Genomic DNA, 18,801 nt, shown 5'->3' on the forward strand with positions numbered 1-18,801 from the left:
CATGGGGCAGCGGTTGCCGTTCACGGTCATCGGCGGCTTCCTGGGCGCCGGCAAGACCACGCTGCTCAACCACTGGCTGCGCCATGCGGATGGCCAGCGGCTGGCCGTGCTGGTCAACGACTTCGGTGCGCTCAACATCGATGCAGGCCTGATCAAGGAACACAGCGGCGACACCATCGCGCTGACCAATGGCTGCGTGTGCTGCCAGATCGGCGATGACCTGTCCATGGCCCTGATCGGCGTGCTCCAGCAGCGCGATCGCTTCGACGCCGTGGTGGTCGAGGCCAGCGGCGTCTCCGATCCCTGGCGCATTGCCCAATTGGGCCTGGCCGATCCCGCATTGGCGCTGGACGGCGTCATCGTGGTCGTCGATGCCGTTGCCCTGCCCGGGCAGGCGGCCGATCCGCTGCTGGCCGACACGCTGCAGCGCCAGGTGGCCCGGGCCGATCTGGTCATCGTCAACAAGACCGATCTGGCCGATACCCGGACCCTGGAGCGCGTGCACCGCTGGATAGCCAGCCACGCGCCAGCCGCGCAACGCTGCGATGTGCACGAAGCCCGGGTGCCCGTGGAGCTGCTCAGTGGCGCAGCCCTGCTGCGTGGCGTGCGGGAGGTTTCATGGGGTACCGGCACTGCGCGCCCCATGCATGGCCGGCAGTTCGAGACCTGGTCCTGCCAGCCGCCCGGGGTGCTGTCCGAGACGGCCCTGCAGGCGTGGCTGCAGGCCATGCCGGCTGGCGTGCTGCGGCTCAAGGGCGTGGTGCAGACCGGGGCGGGCCATTGGAGCGAGCTTCAATTTGCCGGGCGCAGCGGCCGGCTGCGCGCCGCATCAGCGCCCGTGCAGCAGCAGGTGCCCGCCATCGTGGCCATCGGCCTGGCCGGGCAGTTGCCGGTGGCCGCGCTGCAGGCGCTGGTGGCAGGCGCTGCGGGCGTCAGGGCTGCGGGCCGTCCCGCATGAAATCCTGGGCCGCCTGCTGCAGCCACTCGCGCAGGCTTTGCAGCGGCGGGTAGTTGCCGCGGCTCGTGGGCCAGGCCAGGTAGTAGCGCTCGGCGCTTTCCATCTCGGGCAGATGGGGCAGGGCACGCACCAGATCGCCCTGGGCGAGTTCGCGCTCGATCAGAAAGCGTGGCAGCAAGGCCACGCCCACGCCGGCGATGGCGGCCTGGGCGGCGGTGGCGAACTGGTCGAACAGCATGCCCTGGCCCTCGGCCATGGGCGCATGGTGCACGGACAGCCAGCGCTGCCAGGCATCGGGGCGCGAGGCCAGGTGCAGCAGCGGCGCCTGCAGCAGGTCCTGGGGCTGGGCAAAGCCATGCTGGGCCAGCAGGGCGGGGCTGCAGGCAGGCACCACGGTCTCGCTCATCAGAAAGGCCAGCTCGGCGCCCGGCCAGTGCGGCAGGCCGAAATGGATGGCGGCGTCCACGGCTTCGAGCTGGAAGTCGAACTGGGACAGCCGCGTCGTCAGGTTGATGGTGATGCCCGGGTGGGCGCTGAAGAACTGCGGCAGGCGCGGCGCCAGCCAGCGCGTGCCGAAGGTGGGCAGGATGGCCAGGTTCAGGCTGCCGCCGCGCGGGTTGGCCCGAAAGCCCAGCGTGGCGGTGGAGATGCGCATCAGCGCGCCGCGTATCTCCTGGGCATAGGCCTGGCCGGCCGGACTGAGCCGCACGGTCTGGCGCTCGCGCACAAAGAGCTCCGCCTCCAGCCGCTCCTCCAGCGCGCGGATCTGGCGGCTGACGGCGCTTTGCGTCAGGTGCAGCTCGGCCGCAGCTGCCGTGAAGCTTTGGTGCCGGGCCGCCGCCTCGAAGGCGCACAGCAGGGACATGGGGGGCAGGAAACGGCGGGACAGCAGCATGGCAGAGGGCGGTGGGGCAATCGTGGGAGGGGCATTCTGTTTGGGAATGACCTATGGGCCTGATTATCGTTTGACCAGGCTCAAGGCGCAGACCTAGCATGCGTGCCAGGAATCCACTCTGCCGCAGGGCTGCCCTGTGGCTCCAACTTCAGTCCCCACGAGCACCATGTCCTCTACGCCTGCCCACACCTTCGTGCCCTCCGACGAGATCCGCGCACGGTTTTCCAGCGCCATGTCCGAGATGTACCGCGATGAAGTGCCCCAGTACGGCACGCTGATCGAACTCGTGGCCGACATCAACCAGCGCACGCTGCAGGCCGAGCCCGCGCTGCTGGCCCGGATGCAGCGCAGCGGCGAGCTGGCCCGCCTGGGCGTGGAGCGCCACGGCGCCATCCGCGTGGGCACGGCGGCCGAGCTGTCCATGCTGCGCCGCCTGTTCGCCATCATGGGCATGGAGCCCGTGGGCTACTACGACCTGTCGGTGGCCGGCGTGCCCGTGCACTCCACGGCCTTCCGCCCCGTGGGCGATGCGGCGCTGCTGGCCAACCCTTTCCGCGTCTTCACCTCGCTGCTGCGCCTGGACCTGATTGCCGACGAGGCGCTGCGGGCCCAGGCGGGCGCCATCCTGGCGCAACGCAACATCTTCACCGAACGCGCGCTGGCGCTGATCGCCCAGGCCGAAGCCCATGGCGGCCTGGCCGACGCCGATGCCGACGCATTCGTGCGCGAGGCGCTGGAGACCTTCCGCTGGCACAGCGAGTCCACCGTGGACGGCACCACCTACGACGCGCTGCACAAGGCCCACCGCCTGATCGCCGACGTGGTCTGCTTCAAGGGCCCGCACATCAACCACCTGACGCCGCGCACCCTGGACATCGATGCCGCCCAGGCCGCCATGCCCGAGCGCGGCATGGACGCCAAGGACGTGGTCGAAGGCCCGCCGCGCCGCGCCTGCCCCATCCTGCTGCGCCAGACCAGTTTCAAGGCGCTCAAGGAGACCGTGCGTTTTGCGGGCGATGCCACGGGCGCGGGCTCGCACACGGCGCGCTTCGGCGAGATCGAGCAGCGCGGCGTGGCGCTCACGCGCAAGGGCCGCGCGCTCTACGACCAGCTGCTGGCCCAGGTGCGCGACATGGGCAGCGCAGGCAGTGCCGCGCCGGACTACGGCAGCCGCCTGGCCCAGGTCTTCGAGGCTTTCCCCGACACCCATGAGCAGCTGCGCCGGCAAGACTTGGCCTTCTACCGCTTCACGCTGAGCGACGAGGGAGCCGCCCTGGCCGCAGGCGAGGCCGCAGCGGCCGCCGCGTCGGACCTGGACGCCCTGATCGCCCGCGGCCTGGCCCAGGCCGAGCCCATCGTCTACGAAGACTTCCTGCCCGTGAGCGCGGCCGGCATCTTCCAGTCCAACCTGGGCGGCGAAGAGCAAAAGCAGTACGCGGCCCATGCGGCCCAGCAGGCCTTCGAGGCCGACCTGGGTGCCCGCGTGCATGACGAGATCGCGCTGTACGAGCAGGCCCAGCAGCGCTCCATCGACCAGCTGCGCAGCGCGCTGCGCGGCCAGGCCACCAAGGTCGCTGCATAGGCGCTGACCCGGGCTGAGCCCGCCACCGTTGATCCCCTTCCCCGGGGCGCATGCACAGGCGCCAGGCCTGCGCGTGCGCCCCTTTGTTTTTGCCATTTGCCGGAGGCCTTCATGAGCACCGCAGACCAGGGCGCGTCGTCGCCCACCGCCCATCTGTTCAACCCGCTGTTCGCACAGCCCGAAGGCTCGCCGATCCGCGAGCTGTTTCCCTACCTGAGCCGTCCCGGCATGCTCTCGCTGGCCGGAGGCTATCCATCGCCCAGCTTGTTCGATGCCGAAGGTTTGCAGCAGGCCGCCATGGCCGCGCTGCAGCAGGATGCCGCCACCAGCCTGCAGTACGGCGCCAGCGAGGGCCAGCTTGCACTGCGCGAAGCCCTGGCCGCGCTGTGCGCCACGCGCGGCATTGCCTGCACGCCGGCCGACATGATCGTGACCACGGGCTCGCAGCAGGCCTTCGACCTGCTGGTCAAGGTGCTGGTCGAGCCCGGCGATCCGGCGCTGGTCGAAGTGCCCGCCTACCCGGCCACGCTGCAGACCCTGAAGCTGGCCCAGGCACAGGTCGTTGCCGTGCCCACGGACGAGCAGGGCCTGGACACCGAGGCCCTGGCCCGCCTGCTGGCACAGTGGCCCCATGCGCGCGTCCCCAAGCTGCTCTATACCGTGCCCAACTTCTCCAACCCGGGCGGCACCCTGCTGCCCGCGGCGCGGCGCACGGCCCTGGTGGCGCTGGCACGCGAGCATGGCTTTGTCATCGTCGAGGACGACCCCTATGGCGAGCTGCGCTTTACCGGCCAGCGCGAACCGTCGATCTACGAAACGGGCCTGGCGCTGTGCGGCGCCCAGGCCAATCCCGTGGTCTACCTGTCCAGCCTGTCCAAGACCGTGGCGCCTGCGCTGCGCATCGGCTGGATGCTGGCCGACGCCCAACTGCTGCGCCGCTGCACCATCGCCAAGCAGACAGCAGATCTTTGCACCTCGCCGCTGGCGCAGATGATCGCCGCGCACTATCTGCGCTCGGGCCGCTATGCGCCCCAGCTGGCCCAGGCCTGCGCCGAGTACGCGGCGCGCATGGATGCGCTGTGCTCTGGCATGCAGTCGGCGCTGGGCGATCAGATCCGCTTCGTGCGGCCTGCGGGGGGCATGTTCGTCTGGGCCCGGCTGCTGCCGCCGCAGCGGCTTGCGGGCGATTCCCAGGCCCTGGCCCGTGCGCTGTTCACGGCAGCGGTGGAGCAGGGCGTGCTCTATGTGCCGGGCAAGGCCTTCTTCCCGGCCGAAGAGGCAGACAAGGCCGGCCTGTGCATGCGCTTGTCGTATGCGGCGCCCACCGTGCCCCAGATCACCGAGGCCGTGGCACGCCTGGGCCGGGCCTGGGGCCAGGCCGTGTCCTGAAAGACATCGGCAAAAGCGTTCATGCAATGACAAAGGCCGCCCGAGGGCGGCCTTTGTCTTGCTGGGCAAACCGGGCATGGCGCAAGGCCTGCCCGGTTGCGGCGGGCAATTACATGCCCATGCCGCCCATGCCACCCATGCCGCCCATGTCGGGCATGGCAGGGCCGCCTTCAGCCTTGGGAGACTCGGCGATCATGGCTTCGGTCGTCAGCAGCAGCGATGCCACGGAAGCGGCGTTCTGCAGGGCTGTACGCGTCACCTTGGTCGGGTCCAGGATACCCATTTCCAGCATGTCGCCGTAGGTGTCGTTGGCAGCGTTGAAGCCGTAGTTGCCCGAGCCGTTCAGCACGGCGTTGACCACCACCGAGGGCTCGCCACCGGCGTTGGCCACGATTTCGCGCAGGGGTGCTTCGATGGCCTTCATGATCAGCTTGATGCCGGCGTCTTGCTCGGCATCGCCGGTCTTCAGGTCGCCCACGGCTTGCTTGGCACGCAGCAGAGCCACGCCGCCGCCGGCCACGATGCCTTCTTCCACAGCAGCGCGGGTAGCGTGCAGGGCGTCTTCAACGCGGGCCTTCTTTTCCTTCATCTCGACTTCGGTGGCAGCGCCAACCTTGATCACGGCAACGCCGCCAGCCAGCTTGGCCACGCGCTCTTGCAGCTTTTCGCGGTCGTAGTCGCTGGTGGCTTCTTCGATCTGGATGCGGATCTGCTTGACGCGGGCTTCGATTTCAGCAGCTTGGCCAGCACCGTCGATGATGGTGGTGTTTTCCTTGCCGATTTCGATGCGCACTGCCTGGCCCAGGTCTTCCAGGGTCACCTTGTCCAGCGCCAGGCCCACTTCTTCAGCGATGACCTTGCCGCCCGTCAGGATGGCGATGTCTTCCAGCATGGCCTTGCGGCGGTCGCCGAAGCCAGGAGCCTTGACAGCCACAACCTTCAGGATGCCGCGGATGGTGTTGACCACCAGCGTTGCCAGGGCTTCGCCTTCGACGTCTTCTGCAATGATCAGCAGGGGACGGCCGGCCTTTGCCACGGCTTCCAGCGTGGGCAGCAGGTCACGGATGTTGCTGATCTTCTTGTCGAACAGCAGCACGAAGGGGTTGTCCAGCAGGGCAACCTGCTTTTCAGGGTTGTTGATGAAGTAGGGCGACAGGTAGCCGCGGTCGAACTGCATGCCCTCGACGACGTCGAGTTCGTTGGCCAGCGACTTGCCTTCTTCAACGGTGATCACGCCTTCCTTGCCGACCTTGTCCATGGCTTCGGCAATGATGCTGCCCACGGATTCGTCGGAGTTGGCGGAGATCGAGCCGACCTGGGCGATTTCCTTGGAGGTGGTGGTGGCCTTGGATTGCTTCTTCAGCTCTTCCACCAGGGCGGCAACAGCCTTGTCGATGCCGCGCTTGAGGTCCATGGGGTTCAGGCCGGCGGCCACGTACTTGGTGCCTTCGCGGACGATGGCCTGTGCCAGCACGGTGGCGGTGGTCGTGCCGTCACCGGCGATGTCGTTGGTCTTGGAGGCCACTTCCTTCACGAGCTGGGCGCCCATGTTCTGCAGCTTGTCCTTGAGTTCGATTTCCTTGGCGACCGAGACACCGTCCTTGGTCACGGTGGGGGCGCCGAAGGAGCGCTCCAGCACCACGTTGCGGCCCTTGGGACCCAGGGTGACCTTGACCGCATTGGCCAGGATGTTCACGCCTTCAACCATGCGGGCGCGTGCTTCGCCGCCGAAAACTACGTCTTTTGCTGCCATTTCAATTCTCCGGATTCAGTTGGAAAGTGCGGTTTCGAAGCGCGGATTACTTTTCGACGACTGCGAACAGGTCGTCTTCCTTCATCACCAGCAGTTCGTCGCCATGGACCTTGACGGTCTGGCCGCTGTACTTGCCGAACAGAACGCGGTCGCCGACCTTCACGTTCAGAGCGATCACTTCGCCCTTGTCGTTCTTCTTGCCGGGGCCCACTGCCAGCACTTCGCCCTGGTCGGGCTTCTCGGCGGCATTCTCGGGGATCACGATGCCCGAAGCCGTCTTGGTTTCGTTCTCGAGGCGCTTCACGATCACGCGATCGTGCAGGGGACGCAGGTTCATACCAACTCCTAAATCATCAACAAAGTTGAAACAAAGACTTGCCGGCCCGGCGGGCCGGCATTCGAAGCAATGTGGGACAGAGGACTGTTAGCACTCATACCCAACGAGTGCTAATAATAAGGCAATTCGGCCAGGATTCAAGGGGTAGGGTCGGATGTGCCGCAAGACGGCACACCCGGTGCGGCACTAGCGCAAGGGCAGGGGCCGATTCACAACCCCCTCGGCCGCTTCCTTGAAGTTCTCCATGACTTCATCGATCGGCTGACCCATCTGCGCATGGACGATGGCGCCATCCGCCACCAGGGTGAGCGCAGCGCCCACGGACACGGGATGGCCACCGAACAGGCGATCCAGCACGGACGACATTTCCTGCTTGTGCCGCCGGACCGTTGCCAGGATCTCAGGGTCGGACGAGCCCAGTTCGGCAGCGGCATTGAGAAAGGCGCAGCCCCGAAAGTCGGGCTGGCCGAACCAGCTCCTGAGGGTGGCGGACAGGGCATCCAACGCGGACGAGCCCGTGGCCGTCGCCTGCGCCAGGCTGGCCTGGAACCAGGAAATCCACCGTTCATGGCGGTAGTCGAGGTACGCCCGGATCAGGTCGTCCTTGCTGGCGTACTGGCGGTAGAAGGTGACTTTGCTGACCGACGACCGCTCGATGATCCGGTCCACGCCCGTGGCCCGGATGCCCTCTGCGTAGAAGAGGCCATGGGCTGCCACCAGGATGCGCTCACGGGGGGGCAATGACTCGAAGGATGTCTCGGAAGTTTTCATGAAGACATTGTAGACAGATCGTTCCACCTCCGTTAGAGTGATGCATGTAGACAGATCGTTCTACATCTCTTCAAAAGGTCACATCATGGAAACTCGCCCACCCCTGCCCCCCTTCTCTCTCGCAAGCGCCGTTCAAAAGGTCCGTCTGGCCGAGGATGGATGGAACACACGCGATGCGGCCAAGGTCGCGATGGCCTATACCCTCGACACAAAATGGCGCAACCGGGCGGAGTTCGCCAACAGCCGCGCCGAGGCCCAGGCCCTTCTTGAGAGGAAGTGGAAGAAGGAGCTGGACTACCGGCTGATCAAGGAGCTTTGGCTGTACGGAGAAAACCGGATCGCAGTCCGCTATGCCTATGAGTGGCACGACGACGCCGGGAACTGGTTCCGGTCGTACGGCAACGAGAACTGGGAATTCGAGGCCGACGGTCTCATGCGCCGGCGCTTCGCATGCATCAACGACATGCCCATCCAGGAGTCGGAGCGCAAGTTCCACTGGCCGCTGGGCCGTCGCCCCGATGACCACCCCGGTCTGTCCGACCTGGGCCTGTAGGCAAAGCCCCGGGCCACGTCCCAGGTGTCGAATCCCTGCGCTGATCCACGGCAAATGCGCCAGCGGCCCGGGCCGATTGGCCACAATGGGGCATCCCGTTCCAGGCTCAGGAGGCCATGCATGTCCGATATCCGCTGCGGCGATTCCATCCACCCACGCGCATCCCTGGGCCGCCGCTGCGCGCGCGCCGCCGCTCCCCTGCTGGCGGCGCTGCTGCTGTCGCCGCTGGCCCAGGCCGCGCTCAAGGTGGGCGACAGCGCGCCGCGTTTCACCACGCCGGCTGCGGTGGCGGGCAAGGCCTTCGATTTCGACATGGCCGCCACGCTCAAGAAGGGGCCGGTGGTGCTGTATTTCTTCCCCAAGGCCTTCACCCAGGGCTGCACCATGGAAGCCCATGCCTTTGCCGAGGCCACGCCGCGTTTCGCGGCCATGGGCGCCACGGTGGTGGGCATGTCGCATGACGACATCGATACGCTCAAGCGCTTTTCCACCGAGGCCTGCCGCGACCAGTTCGCCGTGGCATCGGACCCGCAGGCGCAGACCATCCGCGCCTACGACGCCTCGGCCGCCGCCGATCCCCAGCGCGCCGACCGCATCTCCTACGTGATCGGCCAGGACGGCAAGGTCCGCTTCGTGCACATCGGCTCGGACCCGGACGAGCATGTGCGCCAGACCGAGGCCGCGGTCAAGCGGCTGACCGGAAAGTAGCCCGCCGCGCGGCCCCTGTCAGGGGCCGTTGCCCTCGCCGGCCAGGATGTCGGCATATTCCTCGTCCGTGAACAGCCTGGAGCGTGTGTGGAAGGCCTTGCCCGTGCTGCCCTCCAGCGAGAAGGTGCCGCCCTGGCCCTCGATCACGTCCAGGATGAGCTGGGTGTGCTTCCAGTATTCGTACTGCGACTTGCCGATGTAGAAGGGCGCGCCGCCCACCTGGCCCAGCAGCACGTCCTGGGCGCCTATCGTCAGCTCGCCGGGCAGGTAGCAGTTGGCGGCGCTGTTGTCGCAGCAGCCGCCGGACTGGTGGAAGAACACCGGCCCGTGCTGCGCCTGCAGGTCGGCGATCAGCGCCAGCGCGGCGTCGGTGGCAGTCACTTTGTCAACCATGGGTTGGTCCTTTCCTGGGCGGCCGGCCGCGCTGTGCGCCGCCGGCCGCATTCACCTGGGAAGAACTTCAGAAGAAGCCCAGCTTGTTCTCGCTGTAGCTGACCAGCAGGTTCTTGGTCTGCTGGTAGTGGTCCAGCATCATCTTGTGGGTCTCGCGGCCGATGCCCGATTCCTTGTAGCCGCCGAAGGCCGCGTGCGCCGGGTAGGCGTGGTAGCAGTTGGTCCACACGCGCCCGGCCTTGATGGCGCGGCCCATGCGGTAGGCCACGTTGCCGTTGCGGCTCCACACGCCCGCGCCCAGGCCGTAGAGCGTGTCGTTGGCAATGGCCAGGGCCTCGGCCTCGTCCTTGAAGGTGGTCACGGCCAGCACGGGGCCGAAGATTTCCTCCTGGAAGATGCGCATCTTGTTGTGGCCCTTGAACAGCGTGGGCTGCACGTAGTAGCCGCCTTCCAGGTCACCGCCCAGATGGGCCTGGCCGCCGCCGGCCAGCACCTCGGCGCCCTCCTGCTTGCCCAGGTCCAGGTACGACAGGATCTTGGTGAGCTGCTCCTTGGACGCCTGCGCGCCCATCATGCTGTCGGTGTCCAGCGGGTTGGCATGCCGGATGGCGGCCACGCGCTGGAGCACGCGCTCCATGAAGCGGTCGTAGATGCTTTCGTGGATCAGCGCGCGGCTGGGGCAGGTGCAGACCTCGCCCTGGTTGAAGGCGAACAGCACCAGCCCTTCGACGGCCTTGTCGAGGAAGGCATCGTCCTTGTCCATCACGTCGGCGAAGAAGATGTTGGGCGACTTGCCGCCCAACTCCAGCGTGGCCGGGATCAGGTTGTTGGCTGCGGCCTGGGCAATCACGCGGCCCGTGGAGGTGGAGCCCGTGAAGGCGATCTTGGCGATGCGCTTGCTGGTGGCCAGCGGCATGCCGGCCTCGCGGCCGAAGCCGTTGACGATGTTGAGCACGCCGGGCGGCAGCAGGTCGGCAATGAGCTCGGCCAGGATCAGGATGCTGATGGGCGTGGACTCGGCCGGCTTGAGCACCACGCAGTTGCCCGCGCCCAGCGCGGGCGCCAGCTTCCAGGCCGCCATGAGGATGGGGAAGTTCCAGGGAATGATCTGGCCCACCACGCCCAGCGGCTCCTGGATGTGATAGGCCACCGTGGTCTCGTCGATATGGCTGAGCGCGCCTTCCTGGGCGCGCACGCAGCCCGCGAAATAGCGGAAATGGTCCACGGTCAGCGGGATGTCGGCATTCAGCGTCTCGCGGATGGCCTTGCCGTTGTCCACGGTCTCGGCATAGGCGAGCAGCTCCAGGTTGGCCTCGATGCGGTCGGCGATCTTCAGCAGGACGTTCGCACGCTCGGCCGCGCTGGTGCGGCCCCAGGCGTCGCTGGCGGCATGGGCGGCGTCCAGCGCCAGTTCGATGTCTTCGGCCGTGGAGCGCGCGGCGCGGGTGTAGACCTTGCCGCTGATGGGGGTGACCACGTCGAAGTACTGCTCCTTGACCGGAGGTACGAACCTGCCGCCGATGAAGTTGTCGTAGCGGGCCTTGTAGGCGATCTTGGCGCCAGCGGCGCCGGGTGCTGCGTAGACGGTCATGCTGCTTGTCTCCTGAGGATGCTTATGGGTCTGTTGTGATCGGGTGTGGATCGGGATATCCGGCCATGGCCGGACGGCAGACATGATTCAAAAGCCGTGCCAGCCTGCAGGCCGCAGGGCAGATGCCCGCAAAGGCACGCGGGACGTGGCTGCTGCGGGTATTCCCGTGCGCGTTCGCCCTGTACCGTGACGTTCCGCAACAGGACAACTGTCCAGAAATGGAACAGTCGGGCGCCTGGCCTGCCACTTGGCTTGCCCGGTGCCCGCCGGCCCCGCATACTGGTCTGCAACGCGGCGCAATGACGCCCGAGCAGGAGACAGCATGCAATCGAGAGCCTCCCTTGTGGCCTTGCGCCAGGCCCGTCACAGCCTGATGGAGTCAGGCCTGTGCCCCAGCGGCCTGGTGGACGAGCGCCTGGCGCGCTCGTGGCAGCGCTGCATCGAGCAGGGACTGCGTCCCACAGGACGGCTGGGCGCCGCCGACAACCTGGAGCAGCACGCGCTGGGCGTGCTGCGCAGCCGCCACCATGCGCTGCTGGCGCATTCACGGCCCGTCATGGAATACCTGTCCGAGCAAGTGCGCGGCAGCCAGAGCGTGGTGGTGCTGGCCGGCCCCTGCGGCACCCTGGTGGACACCTGCGGCGACCCCTTCTTTCTGGGCAAGGCCGAGCGCGTGGCCCTGGCCAGCGGTGCGTCCTGGCATGAGGCGCAGCGCGGCACCAATGCCATCGGCACGGCACTGGCCGAGATGGACTCCATCGAAATCCAGGGCGGCGAGCATTTCCTGGAGCGCAACGGCTTTCTCACCTGCGCGGCCGCGCCCATCCTGTCGGGCACGGGCCAGCTGCTGGGCATCCTGGACATCTCCAGCGAACATGGCCGGGGCAGCCCGCACACGTTGGGCCTTGTCGGCACGGCGGCCCGCATGATCGAAAACCGCCTCATGGCCTGCGACGGCCAGCGCCACATCCGCCTGCACCTGCACGCGCGGCCCGAAGGCATTGGCACGGTGGCTGAAGGCATTGCGCTGATCTCCGCGGACGGATGGCTGGTGGGCGCCAACCGCGCCGCGCTGGCCCTGCTGCGCCTGTCGCGGGGGCAACTGGGCAGCGTGTCGCTGGAGCAGGTGCTGGACGCCGGCCTGGAGGAGCTGCTGTCACGCCAGCACCGCCAGCCCGATGCGGCCCAGCCACTGCGGCGCCATGACGGCACGGCGCTGTTCGGCCAGCTGGTGCCGGACCGGCGCACGGTCCGGTCCTCGGTCGTGGAGCGGGTTGCAGAGCAACAGCAACAGCAACGGCAACGGGCGCCGCAGCAGCCGGCGCGCGATGCGCTGGCGCGGCTGGACACGGGCGATGCGCGCTGGCGCACGGCGGCCGACAAGGCCCGGCGCGTGCTGGGCAAGCCGATTGCGCTGCTCATCCAGGGCGAGTCCGGCGTGGGCAAGGAATGGTTTGCGCGCGCGGCCCACGACAGCGGGCCGCGCCGCGACGGTCCGTTCGTGGCCATCAACTGCGCGGCCATGCCCGAGTCGCTGATCGAGGCCGAGCTGTTCGGCTACCGCCAGGGCGCCTTCACGGGCGGGCGGCGCGAAGGACAGGCGGGCCTGCTGCGCCAGGCGCACGGCGGCACGCTGTTCCTGGACGAGATCGGCGACATGCCGCTGTCGCTGCAGACCCGGCTGCTGCGCGTGCTGCAGGAGCGGCAGGTGGTGCCGCTGGGCGGTGGCACGCCCGTTGCGGTCGATTTCGCGCTGGTCAGCGCCTCCAACCGCAGGCTGCGCGAGGATGCCGACCAGGGACGTTTTCGTGCCGACCTGTACTACCGCATCAACGGCCTGGCCGTGGAGCTGCCTCCGCTGCGCGAGCGCGGCGACTTCGAGGCGCTGGCCGCGCGCATGCTGGCCGACATCGAACCCGCGCGCCCGCTGCGCATGGCACCGGCCCTGCTGGCGCAGCTGGCCGGCCATGGCTGGCCCGGCAATCTGCGCCAGTGCGCCAGCGTGCTGAGAACGGCCTGTGCCATGCTCGATCCCCATGAGGACTGCCTGCAATGGCAGCACCTGCCCGACGACTTCCAGGCCGAGCTGGCGCAGACCGCCCGCAGCGGCCCCCGGCTCGACGCTGCGCCGCAGAGCCTGGATGAACTCTCGCGCTCGGCCGTGCGGCAGGCGCTGGAGAACTGCCGGGGCAATGTCACCCAGGCCGCGCGCATGCTGGGCATCAGCCGCCAGACGCTGTACCGCAAGCTGGCCCAGGACCGTGCGGCGGACGGCTTGCGGCTGCAGTGAGGCGCCTGCCGGTGCTCAGGCCTTGAAGGTGATCCAGGGCCTGAGCTTCACGGCGGCGTGGATCAGGCCGGCGGCCTCCTGCGACTCGATGACCGGGCCGATGGGCTTGTAAGCCTCCGGGGCCTCCTCGATGCGGCGCTCCTCGCGCAGCGTCACGCATTGCCAGCCCTGCTCGCCCGCATGGCCTGCACGTGCTTCGGGGCGCAGCGCGCGCACGGCCTGGCGGCGCATTCGCCGCCCCGCGCCATGGCTGCAGGACCAGAGCCAGTCGGCCGCGCCCAGGCCCGTGACCAGGTACGAGGCATCGCCCATGGACCCCGGGATCAGCGCGAAGTCGCCCTCGTTGGCCGGCGTGGCGCCCTTGCGGTGGATGTTCATGCCGCCTTGCTGCAGGACCACGTTGTGCGGCACATCGACCACCAGGCGCGAATCCGCTGCGCCCACGATCTGCTCCAGGTCCTTGCGCACCAGCTCGGCCAGCACCACGCGGTTGGCCCAGGCATAGCGCGCCGCCACGCCCATGGCCTGCAGGTACTCGCCGGCCAGCGGACCCGACAGGCCGTACAGGCCGCTGGCAGGGTGCTTCACGCCTTGCGGCCACTCGGCCCGGGCGCGGTCCATCCAGGCCTGGCCCACGTAAAAGCCCAGGTCGCGCGAGCCGCTGTGGATCATCACCACCACGTCGCCCGCGCGCAGGCCGGCCCGGTAGGCCGCGTGGCGGTCCAGCACCTCGTCGACCACCTGCAGTTCCACGAAATGGTTGCCCGATCCCACCGTGCCCAGGCACGGGTCGCGGAACACGGCATGGCGCTCCTGCAGATAGGCATGGGGCGCGTGGCGGGCGCTGCCCGCGAAGCTGTCCAGGCCGATGCAGGCGGCCAGCTCGCGGTGCAGGCGATCCCTGTCGACATGGCCCCACAGGCCCTGGCCGTTCAGCCGGTCCACAAAGGCGGCCGGCCCGTGGTCGAACAGCGCGCGGAAGGCGGCCGTGGTCACGGGCACGTCGCGCCCGCTGCCCAGCAGGCTGGCGGTCAGCAGTTCCACCAGCCGACCCTTGTGCGGTGCGAGCTGGTCCAGCCGGGCGCCCGTGGTCAGCAGGCGCACGCTGCAGTTGATGTCCGTGCCGATGGCGGCCGGAATGACGAAGTCCGATGGCGTGGCCACCACGCTGCCCACGGGCGCCACCGTGCCCGGATGGAAGTCGGGCGTGGCGCAGGCGCGGCAGACGGCGCCGTGGCTGCCCTGGCCGTCATGCCGGCGCACGGCCGCAAAGGCCAGCAACTGGCGCACGGCCTTGTCCTCCAGGGGAAGGCTGTCGGGAAGAAGAATGTGGGCCTCGGCCTGGCCATCGCGCACGTGGTAGATGCCGTCGCGATAGTCGAGAGAGATGCCCGTGCGTGCAAAGGCACGCTGGAGTCGTTGAGGAGTGCTCATGGCTGCAGATCCGCGAGGCCTGGTTGGCGCTCGCCGCGTCCGATGGGTATACGGACGATGAAAGACACCCGGGCGGCAAAGGCCCGGAAAACGTCTTTCCTGCAGCAGCTCGTTCAAGAAAGAAGGGGCGCAGTATAGCGGGATCCGCGCTGGACGCCAGGCGCTACGCGTTGCGCCGCTCGTACTGGGCGATGGCGTTGAGCAGCAGGGGCGAGAACTTCTTCGCGTAGTCGGCTCCACTCCACTGGCTTGACGAGCCGCTCAGGTGCAGGGCGCCCAGCGGCACGCCGTCGGCATCGACCACGGCGGCGGCCAGCGCGACCTCGCCCATGATGAATTCATCGACCACCATGGCGTAGCCGCGCTCGCGCACCTTCTTCAGTTCCGCCTGGACGGCCTTGGCGGTGGTCAGCGTCCGGGGCGTGCTGGCCAGCAGGCGGCCGGGGGCCAGCAGCTGCTCCACCTGCGCCTCGTCCAGCCGTGCCATCACGGCGCGCCCGCCCGCCGTGCATTGCAGGGGCACGCGCCGGCCCACGAGCGAGGCGTGGTAGTGCTCGGTGCTGGTCTGGTGGCGCAGCACGTGCACCAGCCAGTCGCCGTCGCGCAGCGACAGGCTGATCTTCTGCTCCGTGTCCTTGGACAGCTGCAGCAGCAGGGGGTTGAGCGCCTCGGCCAGCGCATGGGTGCGCAGGAAATGGAAGGTCAGGTCCAGCACGCCCGGGCCCAGCCGGTAGCGGCGGGTCTGGCTGTTTTGCTGCAGGTAGCCCTCGGCGCTGAGGGTGTAGGCGTAGCGCTGGGCGGCGCTCTTGTCCAGGCCGCTGCGCTCCATGATTTCCGTGAGGCTCAGGTCGCCCGCCGCGCCCTTGAAGCAGTCCAGCACGCGGAATGCCTTGCCCACGGAGCCCACATACAACGCGTTTTCGATCATCGTTTTACCTGATTGTGAATCTTAAGTATTAAATAACAATACCAAGTATTGAAAAATACGGAGGCAGCGGATGCCACAGCAAGCCATTGTCAGTGCGGACCGGGCGGTCGGCGCGTCGGAGTGGATCAAGGGCCAGCGGGAGAACATGCTTTCGCTGCTGGCGGACATCGTCAACATCGACTCGGGCAGCTTCGACAAGCCCGGCGTGGCGCGCGTGTTCCGGCGCCTGGAGGCCTTCTTCCTGAGCCAGGGGCTGCAGGTCAGCCCGCATTTCGTCGATGGCGTGGAGGCGGCGATCTCGGTGACCGTGAACGCGGGCAGCACCGTGGGCAGGCCCGTGCTGCTGATGGGACACTGCGACACGGTCTTCCCTGAAGGCGAGGCCGCGCGCAGGCCGTTCCGCATCGAAGGCGGCAGGGCCTACGGCCCGGGCGTGGCCGACATGAAGTCGGGCATCGTCATGAACGCCTTCCTGCTGGCTGCGCTGGCCCACAGCGCGGAGCCTGCGCCCGAGGTCACGGGCCTGTTCACCTGCGACGAGGAAATCGGCTCGCCCCTGAGCAAGTCCGTCATCGAGCCCTTTGCGCGCAAGGCGGGCTTTGTCTTCAATGCGGAGCCGGGCCGGCCTTCGGGCAACGTGGTCACGGGCCGCAAGGGCGGCGTGTTCTTCGGCGTGGAGATCGAGGGCAAGGCGGCGCACTCGGGCGCCAACTTCGCCGAGGGCATCAGCGCCATCTCGGAGCTGGCGCACAAGGTGGTGGCGCTGGACGCGCTCACCGACCTGGACAAGGGCGTCACCGTCAACGTGGGCCTGGTGTCGGGCGGCCTGTCGGTGAATACGTCGGCGCCGTCGGCCAAGGCGGCCATCGACCTGCGCATCTTCGACCTGGACCAGCGCGAGTCCCTGGTGGGCCGCATCCGCTGCATCTGCGACAAGTCCTTCATCCAGGGCACGCGCTCCACGCTGAACATCACCGGCGAGTTCCGCCCCTTCGTTCCCACGCCGCAGTCGCAGCAATTGTTCGAGCTGTACCAGGCCGAGCTGGGCGCGCTGGGCCACAAGGCCGAGGGCGAGTTCAGCGGCGGCTGCGCGGACTCGGGCGTGACCTCCAGCCTGGGCGCCATCACGCTGTGCGGCACCGGCCCCGTGGGCGGCAAGTTCCACACCACCGACGAGTATTGCGAGGTGGACACCATCGTCCCGCGTGGCCTGGCGGTGCTCCACACCATTGCGCGCCTGCCCCACGCCCGGTGGTAGGGCGCGCCTGATTCCCGCCTTCCCCCTCAAGCCACTGCCTGGTGCACTTTCATGAATCCACTTGCCTTGCCCACACGCCGCTCGCTCCTGAAAATCGCCGCCGGCCTGCCGCTGGCGCCCCTGCTGCTGCAGCCTGCCGCGGCCTCGGCGCCCGGCCCGGTCAGCCTGATGGTGCCCTACCCGGCAGGCGGGCCCAGCGACGTCAGCGCCCGCATTCTGAGCAAGCCCATAGGCGAGGGACTGGCGGCCAAGGTGATCGTGGAGAACCTGGGCGGCGCCACGGGCACGATTGCCGCATCCAAAGTGCTGGGCGCCAGGGCCGACGGCAGCATGTTCTTCCAGGGCACGCAGAACGAACTCATCCTGCCGCCGCTCACCAACAAGGCCGTGCGCTACCAGCCCGATGCGTTCGAGAACCTGCAGTACATCACCGTCACCCACCTGGTGCTGCTGGTGCGTTCTGGCCTGCCGGCCCGGAACATGGAAGAGTTCCTGGCGCTGGCGCGCTCGCGCAACGAAAGCAATTCGCTGACCTACGGCTCGGTGGGCGTGGGCTCGCTCTACCACCTGATCACCGAGTACATGGGCAAGGTGGTGAAGGTGCCGTTCACCCACGCGCCCTATGCGGGCACGGCGCCCGTGATCCAGGACCTGGCCGGCGGCCAGATCGACTTCAGCATCATGCCGTTCCAGGCGTCCATGCTGGAGATGATCCGCACCGGCCGCTTCCGGGCGCTGGCCGTGCTGTCGCGCAACCGGCCTGCCGTGCTGTCGGCCGTGCCCAGCATCACCGAAGTGCCGGCGCTGCGCGATTTCGAGTACGCCAGCCTGGCGGGCTACTTCGTCAAACGGGGCACGCCGCAGGACGTCAAGCAGCGCCTGAACCAGGCCATCGGCCAGGCCCTGCTGGACCCGCAGGTCATCGCCAAACTGGAGGCTGACGGCCGTGACGTCGCCAAGCCCATGGGCCTGGACGATGCAGCGGCCGCCTATGCGCGCGAGATCGCCAAGTACCGGGAGATGATCCGCGTCACGGGCTACGTGCAGGCGGATTGAGAACAAAGGCCGCAACCTACGCGAGTGCGCCCTCCAGCAGCTCGGCCATGCGCGGCAGGTCGGGATCGGCGCTGGTCACCAGCAAGATGGCGCGCTCATAGGCGGCGCCCGCAATGGGCAGCATGCGGCAGTCGCCCATGAAGCGCTCCAGGCCCGTCCAGTGCGGCACCAGGCCAACGCCCATGCCGTCGGCGGCCAGCATGGCGATGGCCTCCAGCGCGTCCAGGTCGCACAGCACCGCAGGCTCCAGCCCCTGATCGGCCAGCCAGTCGGCCGCATGGCGGCCACCCCAGGCATCGGGGTCGTAGCGTATGTAGGGCAGGCTGCGCAGCAGCGCGGCAGGCCGGCCGCGTGCCTGGGGCGGTGCCAGCAGCACCAGCGGCTCGCGGCGCAGCTGCACGCTGCGCAGCGCCTTGGGCAGTTCAAAAGGGGGCGCCACGATGACGGCGGCATCGAGCTCGCCGGACTGCAGCATCTGGAACAGCGCGCGCGAGGTGCCCGGCACGATGACGGGCCGGCACTGCGGCGCCGCCTGCGTGAGCTTGCGCAGCGCAGCCGGCAGCATGCCCGTGAGCGCGGTCGAGATGGCGCCGATGCGCAGCGTGCCGGCCAGGCCATCGGCGCTGGCATCGCTGCCCAGCAGCGCGGCCTCGCGCACCAGGCGCCGCGCGCGCGGCAGCAGGGCCAGGCAGGCCTGGGTGGGGCGGGCCGCATGGCCGCTGCGCGAAAGCAGGGCAAAGCCCAGCTCGCGCTCCAGCGCCTGCACGCGCTGGCCCACGGCGGCGGCGGTCAGGTGCTCGGCGCGCGCCGCATCGGCGATGGAGCCGCTGTCCACCACGGCGATCAGGCTCTTGAGATAGCGGGTCTCCAAAAGATTTCCTTGAGGATTGCAAAGAAATCAACGC

At 68.3% G+C, this 18,801-nt stretch carries 17 protein-coding genes; 8 read left to right on the forward strand and 9 right to left on the reverse strand.

The genetic code is table 11. From position 1 onward, the window contains the following. Position 1: 1 nt before the first annotated feature. Positions 2-958 (forward strand): CobW family GTP-binding protein, encoded by a 957-nt coding sequence (locus BW39_RS12830; protein ID WP_043822110.1) that lies wholly within the window; start codon positions 2-4, stop codon positions 956-958. Here BW39_RS12830 and BW39_RS12835 read toward each other — a convergent pair. Next, on the reverse strand, positions 933-1,853 hold the full coding sequence (locus BW39_RS12835; protein ID WP_012207461.1) for a LysR family transcriptional regulator: 921 nt from the start codon (positions 1,851-1,853) through the stop codon (positions 933-935). The genes BW39_RS12830 and BW39_RS12835 overlap by 26 nt on opposite strands. 166 nt (positions 1,854-2,019) lie before the next feature. On the opposite strand from BW39_RS12835, the gene hglS reads away from it, so the two are divergent. Together hglS and BW39_RS12845 are read left to right on the forward strand one after the other, a co-directional pair. Continuing rightward, positions 2,020-3,435, forward strand: coding sequence for a 2-oxoadipate dioxygenase/decarboxylase HglS (gene hglS, locus BW39_RS12840; RefSeq protein ID WP_043822111.1), 1,416 nt, complete (start codon positions 2,020-2,022; stop codon positions 3,433-3,435). 111 nt (positions 3,436-3,546) lie between these two features. Beyond that, entirely contained in the window at positions 3,547-4,824 is a 1,278-nt protein-coding gene (locus BW39_RS12845) for an aminotransferase-like domain-containing protein (protein WP_043822334.1), read from the forward strand. A 109-nt stretch (positions 4,825-4,933) separates the two neighbouring features. On the opposite strand, the gene groL is transcribed toward BW39_RS12845, so the two are convergent. The 3 genes from groL to BW39_RS12860 all read right to left on the reverse strand — a co-directional run bounded on the left by groL (position 4,934) and on the right by BW39_RS12860 (position 7,685). Next, on the reverse strand, positions 4,934-6,577 hold the full coding sequence (gene groL, locus BW39_RS12850) for a chaperonin GroEL (RefSeq protein ID WP_013800679.1): 1,644 nt from the start codon (positions 6,575-6,577) through the stop codon (positions 4,934-4,936). Between the two features lie 46 nt (positions 6,578-6,623). Further along, positions 6,624-6,914, reverse strand: coding sequence for a co-chaperone GroES (locus BW39_RS12855; protein WP_012207457.1), 291 nt, complete (start codon positions 6,912-6,914; stop codon positions 6,624-6,626). Between the two features lie 186 nt (positions 6,915-7,100). Beyond that, the gene (locus BW39_RS12860) at positions 7,101-7,685 is read right to left on the reverse strand and encodes a TetR/AcrR family transcriptional regulator (protein ID WP_043822112.1); all 585 of its coding nucleotides are present in this window, start codon (positions 7,683-7,685) and stop codon (positions 7,101-7,103) included. An 85-nt stretch (positions 7,686-7,770) separates the two neighbouring features. Between BW39_RS12860 and BW39_RS12865 the strand changes: the two genes are divergently transcribed. Beyond that, positions 7,771-8,238, forward strand: a complete 468-nt coding sequence (locus BW39_RS12865; protein ID WP_013800686.1) for a nuclear transport factor 2 family protein — start codon at positions 7,771-7,773, stop codon at positions 8,236-8,238. A gap of 120 nt (positions 8,239-8,358) precedes the next feature. Beyond that, positions 8,359-8,946, forward strand: coding sequence for a peroxiredoxin (locus BW39_RS12870; protein ID WP_043822113.1), 588 nt, complete (start codon positions 8,359-8,361; stop codon positions 8,944-8,946). A gap of 18 nt (positions 8,947-8,964) precedes the next feature. On the opposite strand, the gene BW39_RS12875 is transcribed toward BW39_RS12870, so the two are convergent. After that, positions 8,965-9,339, reverse strand: coding sequence for a DUF779 domain-containing protein (locus BW39_RS12875; protein ID WP_043822336.1), 375 nt, complete (start codon positions 9,337-9,339; stop codon positions 8,965-8,967). Between the two features lie 67 nt (positions 9,340-9,406). Continuing rightward, complete coding sequence (exaC, locus tag BW39_RS12880; RefSeq protein ID WP_012207447.1) at positions 9,407-10,930, reverse strand: acetaldehyde dehydrogenase ExaC; 1,524 nt, start codon at positions 10,928-10,930, stop codon at positions 9,407-9,409. A 322-nt stretch (positions 10,931-11,252) separates the two neighbouring features. Between exaC and BW39_RS12885 the strand changes: the two genes are divergently transcribed. Next, positions 11,253-13,220, forward strand: coding sequence for a sigma-54-dependent Fis family transcriptional regulator (locus tag BW39_RS12885; protein ID WP_043822114.1), 1,968 nt, complete (start codon positions 11,253-11,255; stop codon positions 13,218-13,220). Positions 13,221-13,235: 15 nt separating this feature from the next. Here the strand turns inward: BW39_RS12885 and BW39_RS12890 are convergent, their stop codons facing one another. Together BW39_RS12890 and BW39_RS12895 are read right to left on the reverse strand one after the other, a co-directional pair. Continuing rightward, positions 13,236-14,654 (reverse strand): RtcB family protein, encoded by a 1,419-nt coding sequence (locus BW39_RS12890; protein WP_043822115.1) that lies wholly within the window; start codon positions 14,652-14,654, stop codon positions 13,236-13,238. Between the two features lie 163 nt (positions 14,655-14,817). Further along, positions 14,818-15,582, reverse strand: coding sequence for an IclR family transcriptional regulator (locus BW39_RS12895; protein WP_043822117.1), 765 nt, complete (start codon positions 15,580-15,582; stop codon positions 14,818-14,820). 70 nt (positions 15,583-15,652) lie between these two features. Here BW39_RS12895 and BW39_RS12900 point away from each other — a divergent pair, with 70 nt between their 5' ends. Further along, positions 15,653-16,840: a M20 family metallopeptidase gene (locus BW39_RS12900; protein WP_043822119.1), complete on the forward strand. Its 1,188-nt coding sequence runs from the start codon at positions 15,653-15,655 to the stop codon at positions 16,838-16,840. A gap of 51 nt (positions 16,841-16,891) precedes the next feature. Continuing rightward, a complete protein-coding gene (locus BW39_RS12905; protein WP_043822121.1) occupies positions 16,892-17,896 on the forward strand; it encodes a tripartite tricarboxylate transporter substrate binding protein in 1,005 nt (334 codons plus the stop codon). Between the two features lie 16 nt (positions 17,897-17,912). Here the strand turns inward: BW39_RS12905 and BW39_RS12910 are convergent, their stop codons facing one another. After that, a complete protein-coding gene (locus BW39_RS12910) occupies positions 17,913-18,767 on the reverse strand; it encodes a LysR substrate-binding domain-containing protein (protein ID WP_043822123.1) in 855 nt (284 codons plus the stop codon). Positions 18,768-18,801: the final 34 nt, after the last annotated feature.

This window comes from Delftia sp. RIT313 (genome assembly GCF_000632165.1).
In the GTDB taxonomy this organism is placed as follows: Bacteria; Pseudomonadota; Gammaproteobacteria; order Burkholderiales; family Burkholderiaceae_C; genus Comamonas; species Comamonas acidovorans.

What these genes read in the sequence shown, in the direction of transcription:
- BW39_RS12860 (WP_043822112.1), bottom strand. Translation starts at nt 7,685, where the DNA reads ATGAAAACTTCCGAGACATCCTTCGAGTCATTGCCCCCCCGTGAGCGC.
- BW39_RS12885 (WP_043822114.1), top strand. Translation starts at nt 11,253, where the DNA reads ATGCAATCGAGAGCCTCCCTTGTGGCCTTGCGCCAGGCCCGTCACAGC.
- BW39_RS12890 (WP_043822115.1), bottom strand. Translation starts at nt 14,654, where the DNA reads ATGAGCACTCCTCAACGACTCCAGCGTGCCTTTGCACGCACGGGCATC.
- BW39_RS12830 (WP_043822110.1), top strand. Translation starts at nt 2, where the DNA reads ATGGGGCAGCGGTTGCCGTTCACGGTCATCGGCGGCTTCCTGGGCGCC.
- BW39_RS12900 (WP_043822119.1), top strand. Translation starts at nt 15,653, where the DNA reads ATGCCACAGCAAGCCATTGTCAGTGCGGACCGGGCGGTCGGCGCGTCG.
- groL (WP_013800679.1), bottom strand. Translation starts at nt 6,577, where the DNA reads ATGGCAGCAAAAGACGTAGTTTTCGGCGGCGAAGCACGCGCCCGCATG.
- hglS (WP_043822111.1), top strand. Translation starts at nt 2,020, where the DNA reads ATGTCCTCTACGCCTGCCCACACCTTCGTGCCCTCCGACGAGATCCGC.
- BW39_RS12855 (WP_012207457.1), bottom strand. Translation starts at nt 6,914, where the DNA reads ATGAACCTGCGTCCCCTGCACGATCGCGTGATCGTGAAGCGCCTCGAG.
- BW39_RS12870 (WP_043822113.1), top strand. Translation starts at nt 8,359, where the DNA reads ATGTCCGATATCCGCTGCGGCGATTCCATCCACCCACGCGCATCCCTG.
- BW39_RS12875 (WP_043822336.1), bottom strand. Translation starts at nt 9,339, where the DNA reads ATGGTTGACAAAGTGACTGCCACCGACGCCGCGCTGGCGCTGATCGCC.
- BW39_RS12835 (WP_012207461.1), bottom strand. Translation starts at nt 1,853, where the DNA reads ATGCTGCTGTCCCGCCGTTTCCTGCCCCCCATGTCCCTGCTGTGCGCC.
- exaC (WP_012207447.1), bottom strand. Translation starts at nt 10,930, where the DNA reads ATGACCGTCTACGCAGCACCCGGCGCCGCTGGCGCCAAGATCGCCTAC.
- BW39_RS12905 (WP_043822121.1), top strand. Translation starts at nt 16,892, where the DNA reads ATGAATCCACTTGCCTTGCCCACACGCCGCTCGCTCCTGAAAATCGCC.
- BW39_RS12865 (WP_013800686.1), top strand. Translation starts at nt 7,771, where the DNA reads ATGGAAACTCGCCCACCCCTGCCCCCCTTCTCTCTCGCAAGCGCCGTT.
- BW39_RS12845 (WP_043822334.1), top strand. Translation starts at nt 3,547, where the DNA reads ATGAGCACCGCAGACCAGGGCGCGTCGTCGCCCACCGCCCATCTGTTC.
- BW39_RS12895 (WP_043822117.1), bottom strand. Translation starts at nt 15,582, where the DNA reads ATGATCGAAAACGCGTTGTATGTGGGCTCCGTGGGCAAGGCATTCCGC.